General features: G+C 43.7%; 16 protein-coding genes. 8 read left to right on the top strand and 8 right to left on the bottom strand.

Annotated features, from left to right (window positions below):
- The first annotated feature begins 86 nt into the window (after positions 1 to 86).
- From prmA to fis, 3 genes are all read left to right on the top strand, one after another.
- Complete coding sequence (prmA, locus tag L4C39_RS10705) at positions 87 to 974, top strand: 50S ribosomal protein L11 methyltransferase (RefSeq protein ID WP_113795410.1); 888 nt, start codon at positions 87 to 89, stop codon at positions 972 to 974.
- Positions 975 to 1,113: 139 nt separating this feature from the next.
- Positions 1,114 to 2,082 carry a tRNA dihydrouridine synthase DusB gene (gene dusB, locus L4C39_RS10700; protein WP_429745824.1) on the top strand — a complete coding sequence of 323 codons (969 nt, stop codon included), beginning with the start codon at positions 1,114 to 1,116 and terminating at the stop codon, positions 2,080 to 2,082.
- A gap of 23 nt (positions 2,083 to 2,105) precedes the next feature.
- A complete protein-coding gene (gene fis / locus L4C39_RS10695; RefSeq protein WP_004729744.1) occupies positions 2,106 to 2,402 on the top strand; it encodes a DNA-binding transcriptional regulator Fis in 297 nt (98 codons plus the stop codon).
- Positions 2,403 to 2,522: 120 nt separating this feature from the next.
- Here fis and L4C39_RS10690 read toward each other — a convergent pair whose 3' ends face one another.
- From L4C39_RS10690 to zntR, 3 genes are all read right to left on the bottom strand, one after another.
- Complete coding sequence (locus L4C39_RS10690; protein WP_429745811.1) at positions 2,523 to 3,068, bottom strand: prepilin-type N-terminal cleavage/methylation domain-containing protein; 546 nt, start codon at positions 3,066 to 3,068, stop codon at positions 2,523 to 2,525.
- 72 nt (positions 3,069 to 3,140) lie between these two features.
- A complete protein-coding gene (locus tag L4C39_RS10685; protein ID WP_113795407.1) occupies positions 3,141 to 3,443 on the bottom strand; it encodes a hypothetical protein in 303 nt (100 codons plus the stop codon).
- Positions 3,444 to 3,524: 81 nt separating this feature from the next.
- Positions 3,525 to 3,923, bottom strand: coding sequence for a Zn(2+)-responsive transcriptional regulator (gene zntR, locus L4C39_RS10680; RefSeq protein WP_017053194.1), 399 nt, complete (start codon positions 3,921 to 3,923; stop codon positions 3,525 to 3,527).
- A 283-nt stretch (positions 3,924 to 4,206) separates the two neighbouring features.
- Here zntR and purH point away from each other — a divergent pair, with 283 nt between their 5' ends.
- Positions 4,207 to 5,817 (top strand): bifunctional phosphoribosylaminoimidazolecarboxamide formyltransferase/IMP cyclohydrolase, encoded by a 1,611-nt coding sequence (gene purH / locus L4C39_RS10675; RefSeq protein ID WP_371712093.1) that lies wholly within the window; start codon positions 4,207 to 4,209, stop codon positions 5,815 to 5,817.
- 336 nt (positions 5,818 to 6,153) lie between these two features.
- Complete coding sequence (gene purD / locus L4C39_RS10670; protein WP_429745808.1) at positions 6,154 to 7,446, top strand: phosphoribosylamine--glycine ligase; 1,293 nt, start codon at positions 6,154 to 6,156, stop codon at positions 7,444 to 7,446.
- A 71-nt stretch (positions 7,447 to 7,517) separates the two neighbouring features.
- Here the strand turns inward: purD and L4C39_RS10665 are convergent, their stop codons facing one another.
- Together L4C39_RS10665 and hupA are read right to left on the bottom strand one after the other, a co-directional pair.
- The gene (locus L4C39_RS10665) at positions 7,518 to 8,213 is read right to left on the bottom strand and encodes a DUF1481 domain-containing protein (protein ID WP_017053191.1); all 696 of its coding nucleotides are present in this window, start codon (positions 8,211 to 8,213) and stop codon (positions 7,518 to 7,520) included.
- A gap of 43 nt (positions 8,214 to 8,256) precedes the next feature.
- A complete protein-coding gene (gene hupA, locus L4C39_RS10660) occupies positions 8,257 to 8,529 on the bottom strand; it encodes a nucleoid-associated protein HU-alpha (RefSeq protein ID WP_017053190.1) in 273 nt (90 codons plus the stop codon).
- 263 nt (positions 8,530 to 8,792) lie between these two features.
- On the opposite strand from hupA, the gene L4C39_RS10655 reads away from it, so the two are divergent.
- The gene (locus L4C39_RS10655) at positions 8,793 to 9,893 is read left to right on the top strand and encodes a CNNM domain-containing protein (protein ID WP_171757088.1); all 1,101 of its coding nucleotides are present in this window, start codon (positions 8,793 to 8,795) and stop codon (positions 9,891 to 9,893) included.
- 60 nt (positions 9,894 to 9,953) lie between these two features.
- Here L4C39_RS10655 and L4C39_RS10650 read toward each other — a convergent pair whose 3' ends face one another.
- Positions 9,954 to 10,547, bottom strand: coding sequence for a YjaG family protein (locus L4C39_RS10650; protein ID WP_113795403.1), 594 nt, complete (start codon positions 10,545 to 10,547; stop codon positions 9,954 to 9,956).
- Between the two features lie 71 nt (positions 10,548 to 10,618).
- On the opposite strand from L4C39_RS10650, the gene L4C39_RS10645 reads away from it, so the two are divergent.
- Both L4C39_RS10645 and L4C39_RS10640 read left to right on the top strand, forming a co-directional pair.
- Complete coding sequence (locus L4C39_RS10645) at positions 10,619 to 11,563, top strand: D-2-hydroxyacid dehydrogenase (RefSeq protein ID WP_429745804.1); 945 nt, start codon at positions 10,619 to 10,621, stop codon at positions 11,561 to 11,563.
- Positions 11,563 to 12,141 (top strand): uracil-DNA glycosylase family protein, encoded by a 579-nt coding sequence (locus L4C39_RS10640; protein ID WP_429745802.1) that lies wholly within the window; start codon positions 11,563 to 11,565, stop codon positions 12,139 to 12,141. The genes L4C39_RS10645 and L4C39_RS10640 overlap by 1 nt, the downstream gene beginning before the upstream one ends.
- A 53-nt stretch (positions 12,142 to 12,194) precedes the next feature.
- Here L4C39_RS10640 and hemE read toward each other — a convergent pair whose 3' ends face one another.
- A complete protein-coding gene (gene hemE, locus L4C39_RS10635) occupies positions 12,195 to 13,262 on the bottom strand; it encodes a uroporphyrinogen decarboxylase (protein ID WP_017053186.1) in 1,068 nt (355 codons plus the stop codon).
- Between the two features lie 292 nt (positions 13,263 to 13,554).
- Positions 13,555 to 14,340, bottom strand: coding sequence for an NAD(+) diphosphatase (gene nudC, locus L4C39_RS10630; protein ID WP_429745800.1), 786 nt, complete (start codon positions 14,338 to 14,340; stop codon positions 13,555 to 13,557).
- Positions 14,341 to 14,366: the final 26 nt, after the last annotated feature.

Here is a 14,366-nt window from a genome sequence, read left to right as displayed (position 1 = left end):
TTTTTATTCTATTTTCTGAATTGTGTAGAACTCTGGTAGACTCTGCAGCAAATTTTCAATCATCGTGAAACGAAAGAGCAAATATCATGCCTTGGATTCAAATCAAACTTAATGCGACTAACGCCAACGCAGAGCAAATTGGCGACATGCTAATGGAAGAGACAGGCGCGTTATCTGTCACCTTTTTAGATGCACACGATACGCCTGTATTTGAACCTCTGCCGGGTGAGACTCGACTTTGGGGTGATACTGATATCGTCGCGTTATATGACGCAGAAGCCAATACAGACTTCATCATCACGCAAATCAAGAGTAGCGACATGCTTGAAGCAGGTTTCGCTTATAAAGTTGAGCAGCTCGAAGACAAAGATTGGGAACGTGAATGGATGGAAAACTTCCACCCAATGAAGTTTGGTGAGCGTTTATGGATCTGCCCTAGCTGGCGTGATGTTCCAGAACCTGATGCGATTAACGTGATGCTTGATCCTGGCTTAGCGTTCGGTACAGGTACTCACCCAACAACATCACTTTGCTTAGAGTGGCTAGAAGGCCTAGACCTAAAAGGAAAAACGGTTCTTGATTTCGGTTGTGGTTCAGGGATCCTTGCGATCGCGGCGATCAAGCTTGGTGCGGCAAAAGTGGTTGGGATCGATATCGATCCTCAAGCATTAACGGCCTCTAAAGATAATGCACAACGCAATGGTGTTGCCGATCAACTTGAGCTATTCCTACCCCAAGACCAACCTGAAAATTTCACTGCTGATGTGGTCGTTGCCAACATTCTTGCTGGTCCACTGCGTGAACTTTCAGGCATCATCAAAAGCTTAATTAAGCCAAATGGTCAACTTGCCATGTCGGGTGTTTTAGATACACAAGCTGAAGATGTTGCCAATTATTATCGTGATGAGCTTCACATAGATCCGATAGTAGAGCAGCAAGAGTGGTGTCGTATATCTGGTTACAAGCAAGGCTAGATAAGACTTTACGCCCTAATTGACTGAAATTTATACAAATTACATAAACAAATTGTAAATGCTCAAATATTAGTCTTTTCACGGAGCGAAAAAATGCGTAAAATGCGCGCCCTTGCTGGTACAGAACTGTGATGATGTTTTGAAAATCGGAAATTATAAACTTAAGAACAATCTAATCGTGGCCCCTATGGCTGGAGTGACGGATAGACCGTTCCGTGAGTTATGTCTTCGCTATGGTGCGGGGATGGCTGTCAGTGAAATGATGTCCTCTAACCCCAAAGTATGGAAAACATCGAAGTCGCAACAACGCATGGTACATGAGGGCGAATCGGGCATTCGCTCTGTACAGATTGCAGGTGCTGACCCACAGCTTATGGCCGAGGCGGCTCAATTTAGTGTTGAAAACGGTGCGCAAATCATCGATATCAACATGGGTTGTCCAGCAAAAAAAGTAAATAAAAAGCTAGCCGGTTCTGCTTTGCTACAGTATCCAGAGATTATCGAAGATATTCTTAAGGCGGTAGTCAATGCAGTCGATGTTCCTGTGACGTTGAAAACCCGTACTGGCTGGGACACAGAAAACAGAAACTGTGTCCATATTGCGAAATTAGCCGAAGACTGCGGCATCCAAGCTTTAGCGCTACATGGGCGCACAAAAGCTTGTATGTACAAAGGAGAGGCCGAATACGACAACATTAAAGCGGTTAAACAAGCTATCTCGATTCCGGTTATCGCCAATGGTGATATCGACAGTCCTGAGAAAGCGAAGTATGTGCTGGAGTACACAGGTGCAGACGCTTTAATGATAGGACGTCCCGCCCAGGGCCGACCTTGGATTTTTCAGGAAATCCAACACTACTTGGTAAACGGTACCACGATGCCTGCACTTCCTCTTGAGGAAGTAAAAAGCATTTTACTTGGTCATGTTGACGCACTTCACCAGTTTTATGGGGAGTACTTAGGCCCTCGCATTGCTCGCAAGCATGTGGGTTGGTATCTAAAAGAGCATGAGCAAGCCAGTGAGTTTCGCCGTACCTTCAATGCGATAGAAGCAGCACAGCTGCAACTTGAAGCGTTAGAAGGTTATTTTGATAACGTTGCATCATAATTACGAGAAGAGCTAGACCAAATATGTTCGAACAAAATCTGACTTCAGAAGCATTAACAGTGACTACAGTTACATCACAAGATCAAATCACTCAGAAGCCACTACGTGACTCTGTTAAAGCATCGTTGAAAAACTATCTTGCTCAATTAAATGGTCAGGAAGTCAGCGAATTATATGAGTTAGTTTTGGCAGAAGTTGAACAGCCACTACTAGACACTATCATGCAATACACTCGCGGCAACCAAACTCGCGCAGCAACTATGATGGGTATCAACCGTGGTACTCTTCGTAAGAAACTTAAAAAATACGGCATGAACTAATACAGTTCTTCTGTTTATTTTACTTTGAAGCCAAGCTATTTATAGTTTGGCTTTTTTTGTAAATGAAACAATGAAAGTGAACTAGACTAACTGCGACAAATAACCATCAACGGTATAACATTAGCCGCAGTTTTTATTTGCTATTCGGATCCGGTCATCGAGTTCTAAACCCAGTGTGTAATCCACGATATATTCAACATAGCAAGAGCCTGCTAATGGTGAAAAATCACTATAAGTACCTTCGGTGCTCGTCGTATCGGCATCTTTTTTAAGATATATTTTAAATACTTTTTGATCCCCACCACTCTGGTTAATATTCCAATCATCACCAAGTTCAGTTACCGATTTAATCGTGCCACGGCTTGAAGGGTAGCCATAAGCAAATGAACATTGAACCTCTGGTGCTATTGGCTTACACCAAGCATCTTCCGGATCTCGTGGGTCCAATAGTATTACGCGATTTGTCACATCATGCTCATCAACAATCAACTTTCCATAGGCGATCCCAAACGATGATGATAATGCACCTTTAAGACCTTTAACCACGGATACGTCGGCATTTTCATTAATAGATAAAAACCTTGGCGCAGCGACAACGGCTAAAATAGCCAAAACAACAATCACAACAACCAACTCGATTAATGTAAAACCTTTCGTTAATTTCATTTTCACGTCTACTAACTGAACAACAAATGGGCACGTATTCTATCTGAAGTATCAAAGACTAAATAGAATTCATTAAGGCCAAGCTCTTTTCTTACCACCAATACCACCCGCTTGTAGCATATCGATAATTTTCTTTGATTTATCTTCCAACACCTTTAAGCGTCGAGTAACTTCAACTTTACCCTCACCATCTAACTGTTGCATTGATTTATCAAGGTGTGTTTTTTCTTGAATCATCTTAACCAGCTGTATATTTTGCTTTTCAAGCTTATCGACTTTTCCAGCCAATTCAGACAAGGTGCGATTCTGAGCCGTCAACTGAGCTTCAATTTTGCTAAACGCCGTTAAAATTTGCGCTACATTTTGATCTGCCATTCTTTGCTCCAAATAAAACACACTATAGCAGTGTAGTTGATCTCGCCGTCAAATATTGAAAGAGCCTAGACAAAAACCTCATTATTCTAATGCAGCCAAGATAGAACAGTGGCTCGCATCATCGTCAACATGCCCACAACAGGCGTCATTAATCTTTTTCAATGCACTTCTGATCTTCGTCAATTCTGCAATCTTCTCATCAATCATATCGAGCTTAGAAGACGTGATCGATTTTACTTCCGCACAACTATGCTGTGTTGCTTCCAACTTAATCTCTAATAGCTCTTTTATCTCGTCCAAACTTAACCCTAGAGATTTTGCTTTTAAGATGAAGGTAACTTGTTGCTGATTTTTTTCATTATATAGACGATACCCAGATTCACTTCGCCCAGCAGGATGAAGCAACTGGTTTTTCTCATAGAAACGTAGCGTATCAGTACTTACACCACAACGTTTTGCCAATTCTCCTATCTGAAACATAATGTCCTCTATTAACCATTTCGTTACTTTTAAGCGCCTAAATGCACTTTTTTATAATTATTTTTGAGATGCCAATCGATTGCGCGAGCTTTTATGTCATTAATTGGTTAGAATGTGCGCCATCAAATTTGAGTTACAGATACACTCCATTAACGCAAAAGGTCTTTACCAAAATAAACCCAGTTTTTAATGTATGGCTTTAAAATGCAATAAGAACAGGTTCATTTTTTGGCAAATATCTTTAGTTTAACTTTAACTCCGTGAATTTGAGGAAGATGGAAGCATGAATAACGCTCGCCCTATTCGCCGCGCTCTTATCAGCGTATCAGACAAAACTGGTATCGTTGAGTTTGCACAAGCTCTAACTAACCGTGGTGTAGATATATTATCGACAGGCGGTACCGCTCGCCTGCTTGCTGAAAAAGGCATCTCTGTGACAGAAGTATCTGACTACACTGGTTTCCCTGAAATGATGGATGGCCGTGTTAAGACTCTGCACCCGAAAGTTCACGGTGGCGTACTTGGCCGTCGTGGCCAAGATGATGACGTGATGGCCACTCACGGTATCAACCCTATCGATATGGTTGTGGTAAACCTATACCCATTCGCAGAAACCGTTGCTAAAGAAGGTTGTACCCTTGCTGACGCTGTTGAAAACATCGACATCGGCGGTCCTACAATGGTTCGCTCTGCAGCGAAAAACCACAAAGACGTAACTATCGTTGTTAACGCACACGACTACGAGCGCGTTGTTGCTGAAATGGACGCGAACGAGAAATCTCTAACGCTAGAGACTCGCTTCGACCTCGCTATCGCAGCATTCGAGCACACAGCTTCTTACGACGGCATGATAGCTAACTACTTCGGTACTATGGTTCCTAGCTACGGCGCCTCTTTACTTGATGAAGAAGGTAAGAAGGCTGACGAAGAGTCGAAATTCCCTCGCACGTTCAACCAACAGTTCGAGAAGAAACAAGATATGCGCTACGGTGAGAACAGCCACCAAGCAGCCGCATTCTACGTTGAAGCAAACCCTGAAGAGGCATCAGTTTCAACGGCTCGCCAAATCCAAGGCAAAGCCCTTTCTTACAACAACATCGCTGATACTGACGCAGCACTTGAATGTGTGAAAGAATTCGACCAGCCAGCATGTGTGATCGTTAAGCACGCTAACCCATGTGGTGTAGCACTAGGTGAAGACATCCTAGAAGCTTACGACCGTGCATTCAAAACAGACCCAACGTCTGCATTTGGCGGCATCATCGCATTCAACCGTGAACTAGACGCAGCAACAGCAACGGCTATCACTGAGCGTCAATTCGTTGAAGTTATCATTGCACCGTCTGTTTCTGCACAAGCAGTAGAAATCGTAGCGGCTAAGAAAAACCTTCGCCTACTAGAGTGTGGTGAGTGGACAACGAAGACGACTGGCTTTGATGTGAAGCGCGTTAACGGCGGCCTGCTAGTTCAAGACCGCGACCAAGGCATGGTGTCTGAAGACGACCTAAAAGTCGTTTCTAAGCGCCAACCTACAGCTGAAGAGCTAAAAGATGCACTATTCTGCTGGAAAGTAGCGAAGTACGTTAAATCTAACGCTATCGTTTACTCGAAAGGTGACATGACGATTGGTGTCGGCGCTGGCCAAATGAGCCGCGTTTACTCTGCTAAAATAGCAGGCATCAAAGCGGCTGACGAAGGTCTAGTTGTTGAAGGTTGTGCAATGGCATCTGATGCATTCTTCCCATTCCGTGACGGTATCGACGCGGCAGCAGAAGCAGGCATCAAGTGCGTTATCCAGCCAGGCGGCTCTATGCGTGATGATGAAGTTATCGCAGCAGCAGACGAACATGGCATGGCGATGATCTTTACTGGTATGCGTCACTTCCGCCACTAATTCTCTTGTCATCATTGGGGCGGTAACTGCGTTGACTACGCTCGCTTACCCTAATCACATAGCGGGCTATGCTCATAGGGATAAGCTCGCTTGTCGCCTTGTTAGCGCTCCCACTGATTTAAAGCGGCCTCGAATAGTTGAATGACGCAAGCGCCAACTACTTTGAGCAAAACTTATTTAATTTAGCTAATTTGAAATACTCTTAATTTAGAAATTTTCATTTTAGAGCAAAGCCATATTGATAAGGTCAAGGAGAGCTCGCGGAGTTTATAAGTATAAATGAGCAAGCTCGACACAGAGATTAGCAATATGGCGCAGCTATCAAGGGATAAATAAATGAATGTATTGATTATTGGTGCTGGCGGTCGTGAGCACGCACTAGGCTGGAAAGCAGCACAAAACCCAAACGTTGAAACGGTATTCATCGCTCCAGGTAACGCAGGCACTGCACTTGAGCCGAAACTTGAGAACGTAAACATCGGTGTTGAAGACATCGCTGGTTTAGTCGCTTTTGCTCAAGAGAAAAAAATCGAACTGACTATCGTTGGCCCTGAAGCACCACTGGTTATTGGAGTGGTAGATGCATTCCGCGAAGTCGGCCTACCAATCTTTGGCCCAACTCAAGCGGCGGCACAGCTTGAAGGCTCTAAAGCATTCACCAAAGACTTCCTAGCTCGTCATGACATCCCAACGGGTTATTACGCAAACTTCACTGAGATTGACCCAGCTATCGCTTACGTACGTGAGCAAGGCGCTCCAATCGTAGTAAAAGCTGACGGTCTTGCGGCGGGTAAAGGCGTTATCGTTGCGATGACACTGGAAGAAGCTGAAGACGCAATCAAAGATATGCTAGCAGGCAACGCATTTGGCGAAGCAGGCAGCCGCGTGGTTATCGAAGAGTTCCTTGAAGGCGAAGAAGCAAGCTTCATCGTAATGGTTGACGGTTCTAGCGTTCTGCCTATGGCCACCAGCCAAGACCACAAACGTGTTGGCGACAAAGACACTGGCCCTAACACAGGTGGCATGGGTGCTTATTCTCCAGCTCCAGTAGTAACTCCTGAAATCCACAACCGTATCCTTGAGGAAGTTATCTACCCAACGGTACGTGGCATGGATGCAGAAGGTGCACCTTACACCGGTTTCCTTTACGCAGGCCTAATGATCGATGCTGACGGCACACCTAAGGTTATCGAATACAACTGCCGCTTCGGCGATCCAGAAACGCAACCTATCATGATGCGTATGGAATCGGATCTTGTTGAGCTTTGCCTAATGGCTATCGACGAGAAACTCGATGAAGCAGAGTCTAAATGGGATCCACGAGCGTCTATCGGTGTGGTTCTTGCGGCTGGCGGTTACCCTGCTGACTACGTAAAAGGTGATGTAATTTCACTACCAACAAGCGAAGTTGAAGGCCAAAAGGTTTTCCACGCTGGTACTGCGAATAACACTGCTGGTGACGTGATCACCGACGGGGGACGAGTACTATGTGCTACCGCTCTGGGAAATAGCGTATCTGAAGCTCAGGAACGTGCTTACGCGTTAACAAAGCAAGTAAGCTGGAATGGCATGTTCCACCGCAATGACATTGGTTACCGTGCGATTGAGCGCGAAAACGAGCTAAAATAATCTGGCCCGTTAATGTGACACAAAAAAGGCGCTCAATGAGCGCCTTTTTTTAATTCTTAATCATCTTCTTGCTAGTCAAGCAACGATGTTCTTTCAATACAGTCGTGATCGTCATCGGCAAGCATCAACAACTCTGTCACTTCAAGCTTACGATTTGATTGCCTACCTAAAAACGCCACATAGCTATCAATGGAGGCTAAACGATTTATCACAAAGCTCGGTAACGTTTGATTAAATTCAAATTTATTAAACTCGCGTCCAGAGCACGTTTCAAACTCGCTGCCATCCCAATAACCTTGAATGAGTTCTACACCATCTCTATTTTGCTGTTTTGTTGTATCAATAATAGCGAGCGATTCTTGTTGATAACGCTGCAATTGTTCACGTTGCAAAGGCAATACTTTCCCATTCAAACGGTATTGCTGATAAATCGCGTCACCTTCTTTATTAAAACGAACATGAATGCGATATGGCACCAAGCCGTTGTCAGAAAAGCTGAGCTGTTGACCTTCTCGGATGAATTCACGCAGTTGATTTTCATCCCATCGGTAATCAGATTTATACCAACCGTAATCCCCGGCACTCACATAATCAGCGGCGGTGTTTGGTTTGGTTAACTTTTCGGTGTACCAATAGAAGCTTGTTGCATCACCCATAGACAGGCCGCCAGAATACTCTGAAAACTGATCTAAATTAGGGCGTGGTGATGTCGTGGAACATCCAAGTAGGAAAGAAGTGAGTACAGAAGCTAAAAGAAGTTTTTTCATTAAGGAATCACGCCGAGATAAAAGTACCTCGGCGTAGTCTAAATTATTTCACTGAATCTTTCAGTGCTTTACCAGCAACAAACGCAGGAACATTTGCAGCAGCAATTTGGATCTCATCACCAGTCTTAGGATTACGGCCAGTACGTGCATTGCGATGGTTCACTTTGAATGTACCAAAACCAATTAGTTGGACTTGGTCACCTTCTTTAAGAGCGTCAGTTACGCCACCAAGAGTTGCTTCAAGTGCCGCTTTTGCTTGTGCTTTAGAAAGGTCTGCTTTTTCAGCAATAAAGTCGATTAATTGGGTCTTGTTCATTAGGTTTCCCTTCTCATAGGTTATCGAATTCAACTCACTCTAAAACATAAATGCCCCATCTGGCAAAGGTTTGTCATCGATCTTTAGTCCCAATGCCGTACTTTTAACCATAATATGAGTAATAACTCACAATTTGTTACCTATTAACCTTCTCCATGCCTTGTTTTTACTGCTTTGAGAACCAATTTATAGAGTCTCAGTTGCAGTAAAACCGTTGAAAACGTGTGCAATTGAGACCTTAATTATTTTTATATAGAGGCATTATGCTGCTGTTAATTATCTACATCTCCATCGCAATTGGAGTGTCATTCATCTGTTCAGTTCTCGAAGCGGTATTACTGAGTATCAGCCCTAGTTACATCGCACAACTGCGCCAACAAGAACACCCTGCGGCTGAAGCGTTATCTAAACTGAAATCAGACATTGACCGACCATTAGCGTCGATCTTAACTTTAAATACCATCGCACACACTATTGGTGCCGCGACAGCAGGAGCTCAGGCTTCTGTTGTTTTCGGCAGTCAATGGCTTGGTGTTTTTTCAGCTGTGTTAACTCTGGGGATTTTAGTTTTTTCTGAAATTGTTCCGAAAACAATCGGTGCCACTTATTGGCGTCAACTCTCTCCAATGACGGCAACCACACTGCGCTGGATGGTATGGGCATTGACTCCTTTTGTATGGTTCTCAGAACAAATCACCAAACGTTTGGCGCGAGGGCATGTAGCGCCCAAAATGCGTGATGAATTATCCGCAATGGCAATTCTCGCCAAAGAAAGCGGAGAATTTGCAGAAGGTGAATCTAAAATTCTAAGTAATTTACTGGGTATCCAGGAAGTACCGGTCACCCAAGTCATGACGCCAAGAACGGTCGTTTTTCGGGTCGATGCAGAGATAAGCATCAATGATTTTCTTAATCATCATAAAGACACACCATTCTCTCGCCCTTTGATATACAGCGAGCAGAAAGACAATATCATCGGGTTTGTACACAGACTTGAGTTATTCAGGCTCCAGCAGTTAGGCCAAGGTGAGAAGCGACTCGGTGCGGTCATGCGCCCGATTCACGTCATGCTCAATAACTTAGCGCTTCCTAAAGCATTCGACCAAATGATGGCTAATCGACTGCAACTCTCTCTCGTCGTGGATGAGTACGGAACAATTCAAGGCTTAATCACCTTAGAAGATATTTTTGAATACCTACTAGGGGAAGAGATTATCGATGAAGCGGATAAAAATACGGATATGCAGGAACTCGCGTTTCAGCGCTGGGAAGTATGGAAAACCAAGCATGGTGTGATTGAAAGTCGAGATGACGACGACAGCATCTCAAATGAGAACGAACAGACTAAAAACAATCACGAATAGCATCGATATAAAAAAAGCTCCTACGAGGAGCTTTTTTTGTTTTAGACATGGTTTCCGTGATTAGTAATCGATCGTGATACCGATATTACTTAACGGTTCATCGCGCAATTCTTGACGCAAATCTTTGATCAACTCAATGTCACGAGCTTCCGCTTCACGTAATGGTCTGAAAATAGCCCATTGAACGTCCCACTCCTCACAAACCGCTTCATTATCTTTTTGATTGTCGTTTGTGATTTCATCTTCGCCTTGAGCTTGCTCTAAATGAGCAACCGTCAGTACTGATTGTTGGCTCAGCTTAATCATGCAGTCAAATAGCTGTTCACGATCCAGTAATCCATGCAATAACGTAGATAGCCCTTGGCACGCATCCATTGCAGGATAGACAGCGTAGATATCAAAATCATCAGCGCTTGGAAATAACTCTTCTAATTTTTCTAATTGACGTTCAAAATTAACTTTAGCCGTTTTGACCGTCAAAATTTCCCAGATACTATCAAGCACGTCACGATATACGCGAGCTTCTGCAAATTTCGTATTATCACAAAACATGGCATAGTTAGGGTACATACGCTCGCACAGGCAAGCCATAAAAGTAATTTGTTGCCAAGGTTCAAATTTTTCAAGACGAACCTGAAGTGGATTCTGTAGCATAGTGACTCAATAGTTGCAGAAAAGGACAGCAGAAGTGTACTTGATAAACCTTAGGGAAAAAAGACAAGCCTATGAACAATTTCTCGAATAAGCTGTATATTCTCACAGAACACGATGACACCTATAAACAACTCATTCAAAATCAGTCTCTACCCGATTTAGAGATCTGTGAGGATCCTGCTCAAGCTGAAATTGTACTCGCATCTCCCCCACTTGCAGCGGCTAAACTCAATGAGTTCACGCAACTCGATTGGCTCCAATCCACTTATGCAGGAATTAATGCTTTAGTGTCGGGTGATTTGCGCCAAGACTATACGCTAACGAACATCAAAGGCATTTTTGGACCCGCGATAGCAGAATATGTATTGGGCTACTCAATGAGCCACTACCGCCATTTTGCTCTCTACCACCAGCAACAAGCCAAACAGCAATGGCAACCCCACTTCTATCAGTCACTGACCGGAAAAGTGATGGTTATTCTGGGCACGGGATCCATTGGTAGCCACCTTGCTCAAACTGCGTCAGCTCTCGGGTTGCATACTATTGGAATAAATCGAACAGGGATCCCAACCAAAAACCTAACTGTGAATGAAAAGTTTGGCTTTAAAGACACTTTCCATATCAATGAAATAAAAGCCGCCTTTCAGCAAGCGGATATTATTGTAAATACGTTACCTGCAACTGAAAATACCCGTTCACTCTTAAATGAAGAGACATTGAGTTACTGCAAACGAGCGTTGCTATTTAATGTTGGGCGAGGTGAGACTTTAGATAATAAATCTCTTTTATTGGCACTAAAAAACGGTTGGATTGAACATGCTTTTCTGGATGTGTTTGAAAATGAGCCGCTGTCTCCTACGCACCCTTTCTGGAAGCTTAATCAGATAACAGTGACTCCACATATCGCGGCCTTGAGTGAACCTCGTCAGGTGGTCAATATATTCGCGCACAACTACCAGCTTTGGCGAGATGGCTTCCAACTCAATAATATAATTGATTTTGATAAGGGCTATTAATGCTTGATACATTGCTCGAGGAAATTCGACGCTGCCAAGTTTGTGGTCCCAACTTAATTGATGGAGCGAACCCCATCATACAAGCCTCAGCTAAGGCAAAGATCTTAATTATAGGCCAAGCACCAGGGCTTAAGGTACATCGGAGCTCTATCCCTTGGGATGATGCGAGTGGGGACAGGCTTCGAGAGTGGCTATCGATGGATAAATCCGATTTCTACGATCCGAACCTCGTTGCGATTGTCCCAATGGGGCTTTGTTATCCCGGAAAAAGTAAAAGTGGCGACTTACCACCAAGAAAAGAGTGCGCGCCTCTATGGCACCAAAGAGTATTAGAACAACTTTCAAATGTAGAAATGACGCTACTCATCGGGCAATATGCACAAAAGTATTACCTTCCTAATAAGCCAACAACGCTCACCGAAACGGTTCAACAATGGCAACGTTGGGCGCCTATATTCATCCCATTGCCTCACCCATCACCACGAAATAATATTTGGCTCAAGAGCAATGGCTGGTTCGAGCAGAGCGTTCTTCCTTATGTTCGCACTCATTTAGCCACCCTTGGAACTGATAAATAAAAACGCCGACTTGTGATAAGTCGGCGTTTTAAATCAATTAAATAACCAATTCGTTATTTATGGTATGGCTTAGACAAGTCATGCACCGCTTCAACAAACACGCCTGCATTCTCAGGTGGAACATCTAGGTGGATACCGTGACCTAAGTTGAAAACATGTCCTGTTCCTGCATCACCAAACCCTTCAAGAATAGAGCTAACTTCTTGGCGAATACGTTCAGGCTGAGCGTAAAGAATCGATGGATCCATATTGCCTTGTAGAGCGACTTTGTCACCAATGCGAGCTTTTGCATCAGCAATGTTAATCGTCCAATCTAGGCCAACCGCATCACAACCTGTTGCCGCAATTGATTCTAACCACATGCCACCATTTTTGGTAAACAAAGTAACTGGAACACGGCGACCTTCGTTTTCACGAATCAGTCCATCAACAATTTTATGCATGTAACGAAGTGAGAACTCATTGTAATCACGAGGCGTTAATACTCCACCCCACGTATCAAATACCATCACCGACTGAGCGCCTGCTTTAATCTGTGCATTTAAGTATTCAATAACCGTGTCAGCCAGTTTATCTAGCAGCAGGTGCAAGGTTGCTGGCTCTGCATACATCATTTTTTTGATCTTTGTGAAGGCTTTAGAGCTGCTACCTTCAACCATGTATGTCGCTAGTGTCCAAGGGCTACCAGAAAAACCAATCAAAGGCACTTCGCCTTTTAGATCTTTACGAATTTGGCGTACTGCATTCATTACGTACTGAAGTTCACCTTCAGGATCTGGCACACCGATTTTTTCTACATCTGCTTTGCAAGTAATTGGTCGCTCGAATTTCGGACCTTCGCCAGTTTCAAAGTATAGGCCAAGTCCCATAGCGTCAGGGATGGTTAAAATGTCTGAGAATAAGATCGCAGCATCAAGAGGGAAACGACGCAAAGGCTGAAGCGTCACTTCTGATGCTAGCTCTGCGTTTTTACACAAAGACATGAAATCGCCTGCTTGTGCACGCGTAGCTTTATATTCTGGTAGGTAACGGCCTGCTTGGCGCATCATCCAAACCGGAGTGCAATCTACAGGTTGCTTAAGTAAGGCGCGTAGATAGCGATCATTTTTTAATTCTGTCATTCCGTTCTTCCAATTAAAGCTATATCTATTTATTTGCCATTATTCTAACACTGATTTAACTGTAAAAGCTGTGTGCTTTGCAACCTAGATCAAGTTATTAACTTTTAAATCAATGCTTAATTTGCACCTGTTTATAGAGCGTGATAAAAATTTGCTCGCTAGCGAAAATTAAAATAATAAATACTGAGTATGAGAGTACTCAGCATCTCATAACGACATCTTACTTACCCCCTCCTTGACCGGAGGGTTTTTTTTATCATTTGAAAGCTATTTTGTTGAATTACCATCGTTTTCACGTGGTCGGTTCATGTAGCAGATCGAGCGTATGTTCAATCAACGCACGAGCAATCGTCCCTTCAGGCGCAACAGCTGGCATCTCACTCGGCAAGAACCACTGCGCATCGGTCAGCTCGCTATAATCTGGTTTTAACCCCCCTGACTCATATTCTGCGATATAAGCCATCATCATACTGGATGGAAATGCCCATGGTTGGCTACCGAAATATTGAATATTTTTCACATCAATTCCAGTTTCTTCTTTTACTTCTCTCGCTACACATTGCTCTAACGTCTCGCCCACTTCTAAGAAGCCTGCAATAACTGTGTACATACCATTACGGTGCCTTGGATGTTGCGCTAAAAGTATTTGCTTACTATTTCTTACCCCAACAATAATGCATGGAAAAATACGCGGATAATGCAATGTCCGGCAATCTCCACACTGCATAGCTAACTGATTATGGTTTAGGTGATTGCGTCCTCCGCACTGAGCGCAGAAACGCATAGTTTGTGTCATGTGTCCATACTGAACAGCTTTGCTTGCGAGAAGAAAAAGTGCTTCAGGTAATAACAGTAACTCGCGCAAAGAGGTCAATGGATAGCGACAATCCACATCAGCATCGTTTAACCACATCACTGGAATCCCCTGATAGGTTCCAATGTTTACGGCTTTTTCATAAGGTAAGCCGAGTTCACTTGCACTCCCTAAAGGAAGCGTGCCATCTACAACCCATAAGTCACTGCCAAGAACGATGCACCAATAAACGTCGCTGGTTCCTTTGTCACTTTTTTTTAACATCTCTGTTCCTCTCCACTTGCAGTTAT

This window comes from Vibrio clamense (assembly GCF_050337905.1).
GTDB lineage: Bacteria > Pseudomonadota > Gammaproteobacteria > Enterobacterales > Vibrionaceae > Vibrio > Vibrio cortegadensis.
The sequence above is the reverse complement of the archived record's forward strand: the minus strand, read 5'-3'. Positions and strand labels throughout refer to the sequence as shown.

Excerpts from the sequence above, each read along its gene's own strand:
- hupA (WP_017053190.1), bottom strand. The coding sequence starts at position 8,529 with ATGAACAAGACCCAATTAATCGACTTTATTGCTGAAAAAGCAGACCTT.
- purH (WP_371712093.1), top strand. The coding sequence starts at position 4,207 with ATGAATAACGCTCGCCCTATTCGCCGCGCTCTTATCAGCGTATCAGAC.
- L4C39_RS10645 (WP_429745804.1), top strand. The coding sequence starts at position 10,619 with ATGAACAATTTCTCGAATAAGCTGTATATTCTCACAGAACACGATGAC.
- zntR (WP_017053194.1), bottom strand. The coding sequence starts at position 3,923 with ATGTTTCAGATAGGAGAATTGGCAAAACGTTGTGGTGTAAGTACTGAT.
- fis (WP_004729744.1), top strand. The coding sequence starts at position 2,106 with ATGTTCGAACAAAATCTGACTTCAGAAGCATTAACAGTGACTACAGTT.
- L4C39_RS10665 (WP_017053191.1), bottom strand. The coding sequence starts at position 8,213 with ATGAAAAAACTTCTTTTAGCTTCTGTACTCACTTCTTTCCTACTTGGA.
- hemE (WP_017053186.1), bottom strand. The coding sequence starts at position 13,262 with ATGACAGAATTAAAAAATGATCGCTATCTACGCGCCTTACTTAAGCAA.
- purD (WP_429745808.1), top strand. The coding sequence starts at position 6,154 with ATGAATGTATTGATTATTGGTGCTGGCGGTCGTGAGCACGCACTAGGC.
- L4C39_RS10640 (WP_429745802.1), top strand. The coding sequence starts at position 11,563 with ATGCTTGATACATTGCTCGAGGAAATTCGACGCTGCCAAGTTTGTGGT.
- L4C39_RS10685 (WP_113795407.1), bottom strand. The coding sequence starts at position 3,443 with ATGGCAGATCAAAATGTAGCGCAAATTTTAACGGCGTTTAGCAAAATT.
- prmA (WP_113795410.1), top strand. The coding sequence starts at position 87 with ATGCCTTGGATTCAAATCAAACTTAATGCGACTAACGCCAACGCAGAG.
- nudC (WP_429745800.1), bottom strand. The coding sequence starts at position 14,340 with ATGTTAAAAAAAAGTGACAAAGGAACCAGCGACGTTTATTGGTGCATC.
- L4C39_RS10650 (WP_113795403.1), bottom strand. The coding sequence starts at position 10,547 with ATGCTACAGAATCCACTTCAGGTTCGTCTTGAAAAATTTGAACCTTGG.
- L4C39_RS10655 (WP_171757088.1), top strand. The coding sequence starts at position 8,793 with ATGCTGCTGTTAATTATCTACATCTCCATCGCAATTGGAGTGTCATTC.
- L4C39_RS10690 (WP_429745811.1), bottom strand. The coding sequence starts at position 3,068 with ATGAAATTAACGAAAGGTTTTACATTAATCGAGTTGGTTGTTGTGATT.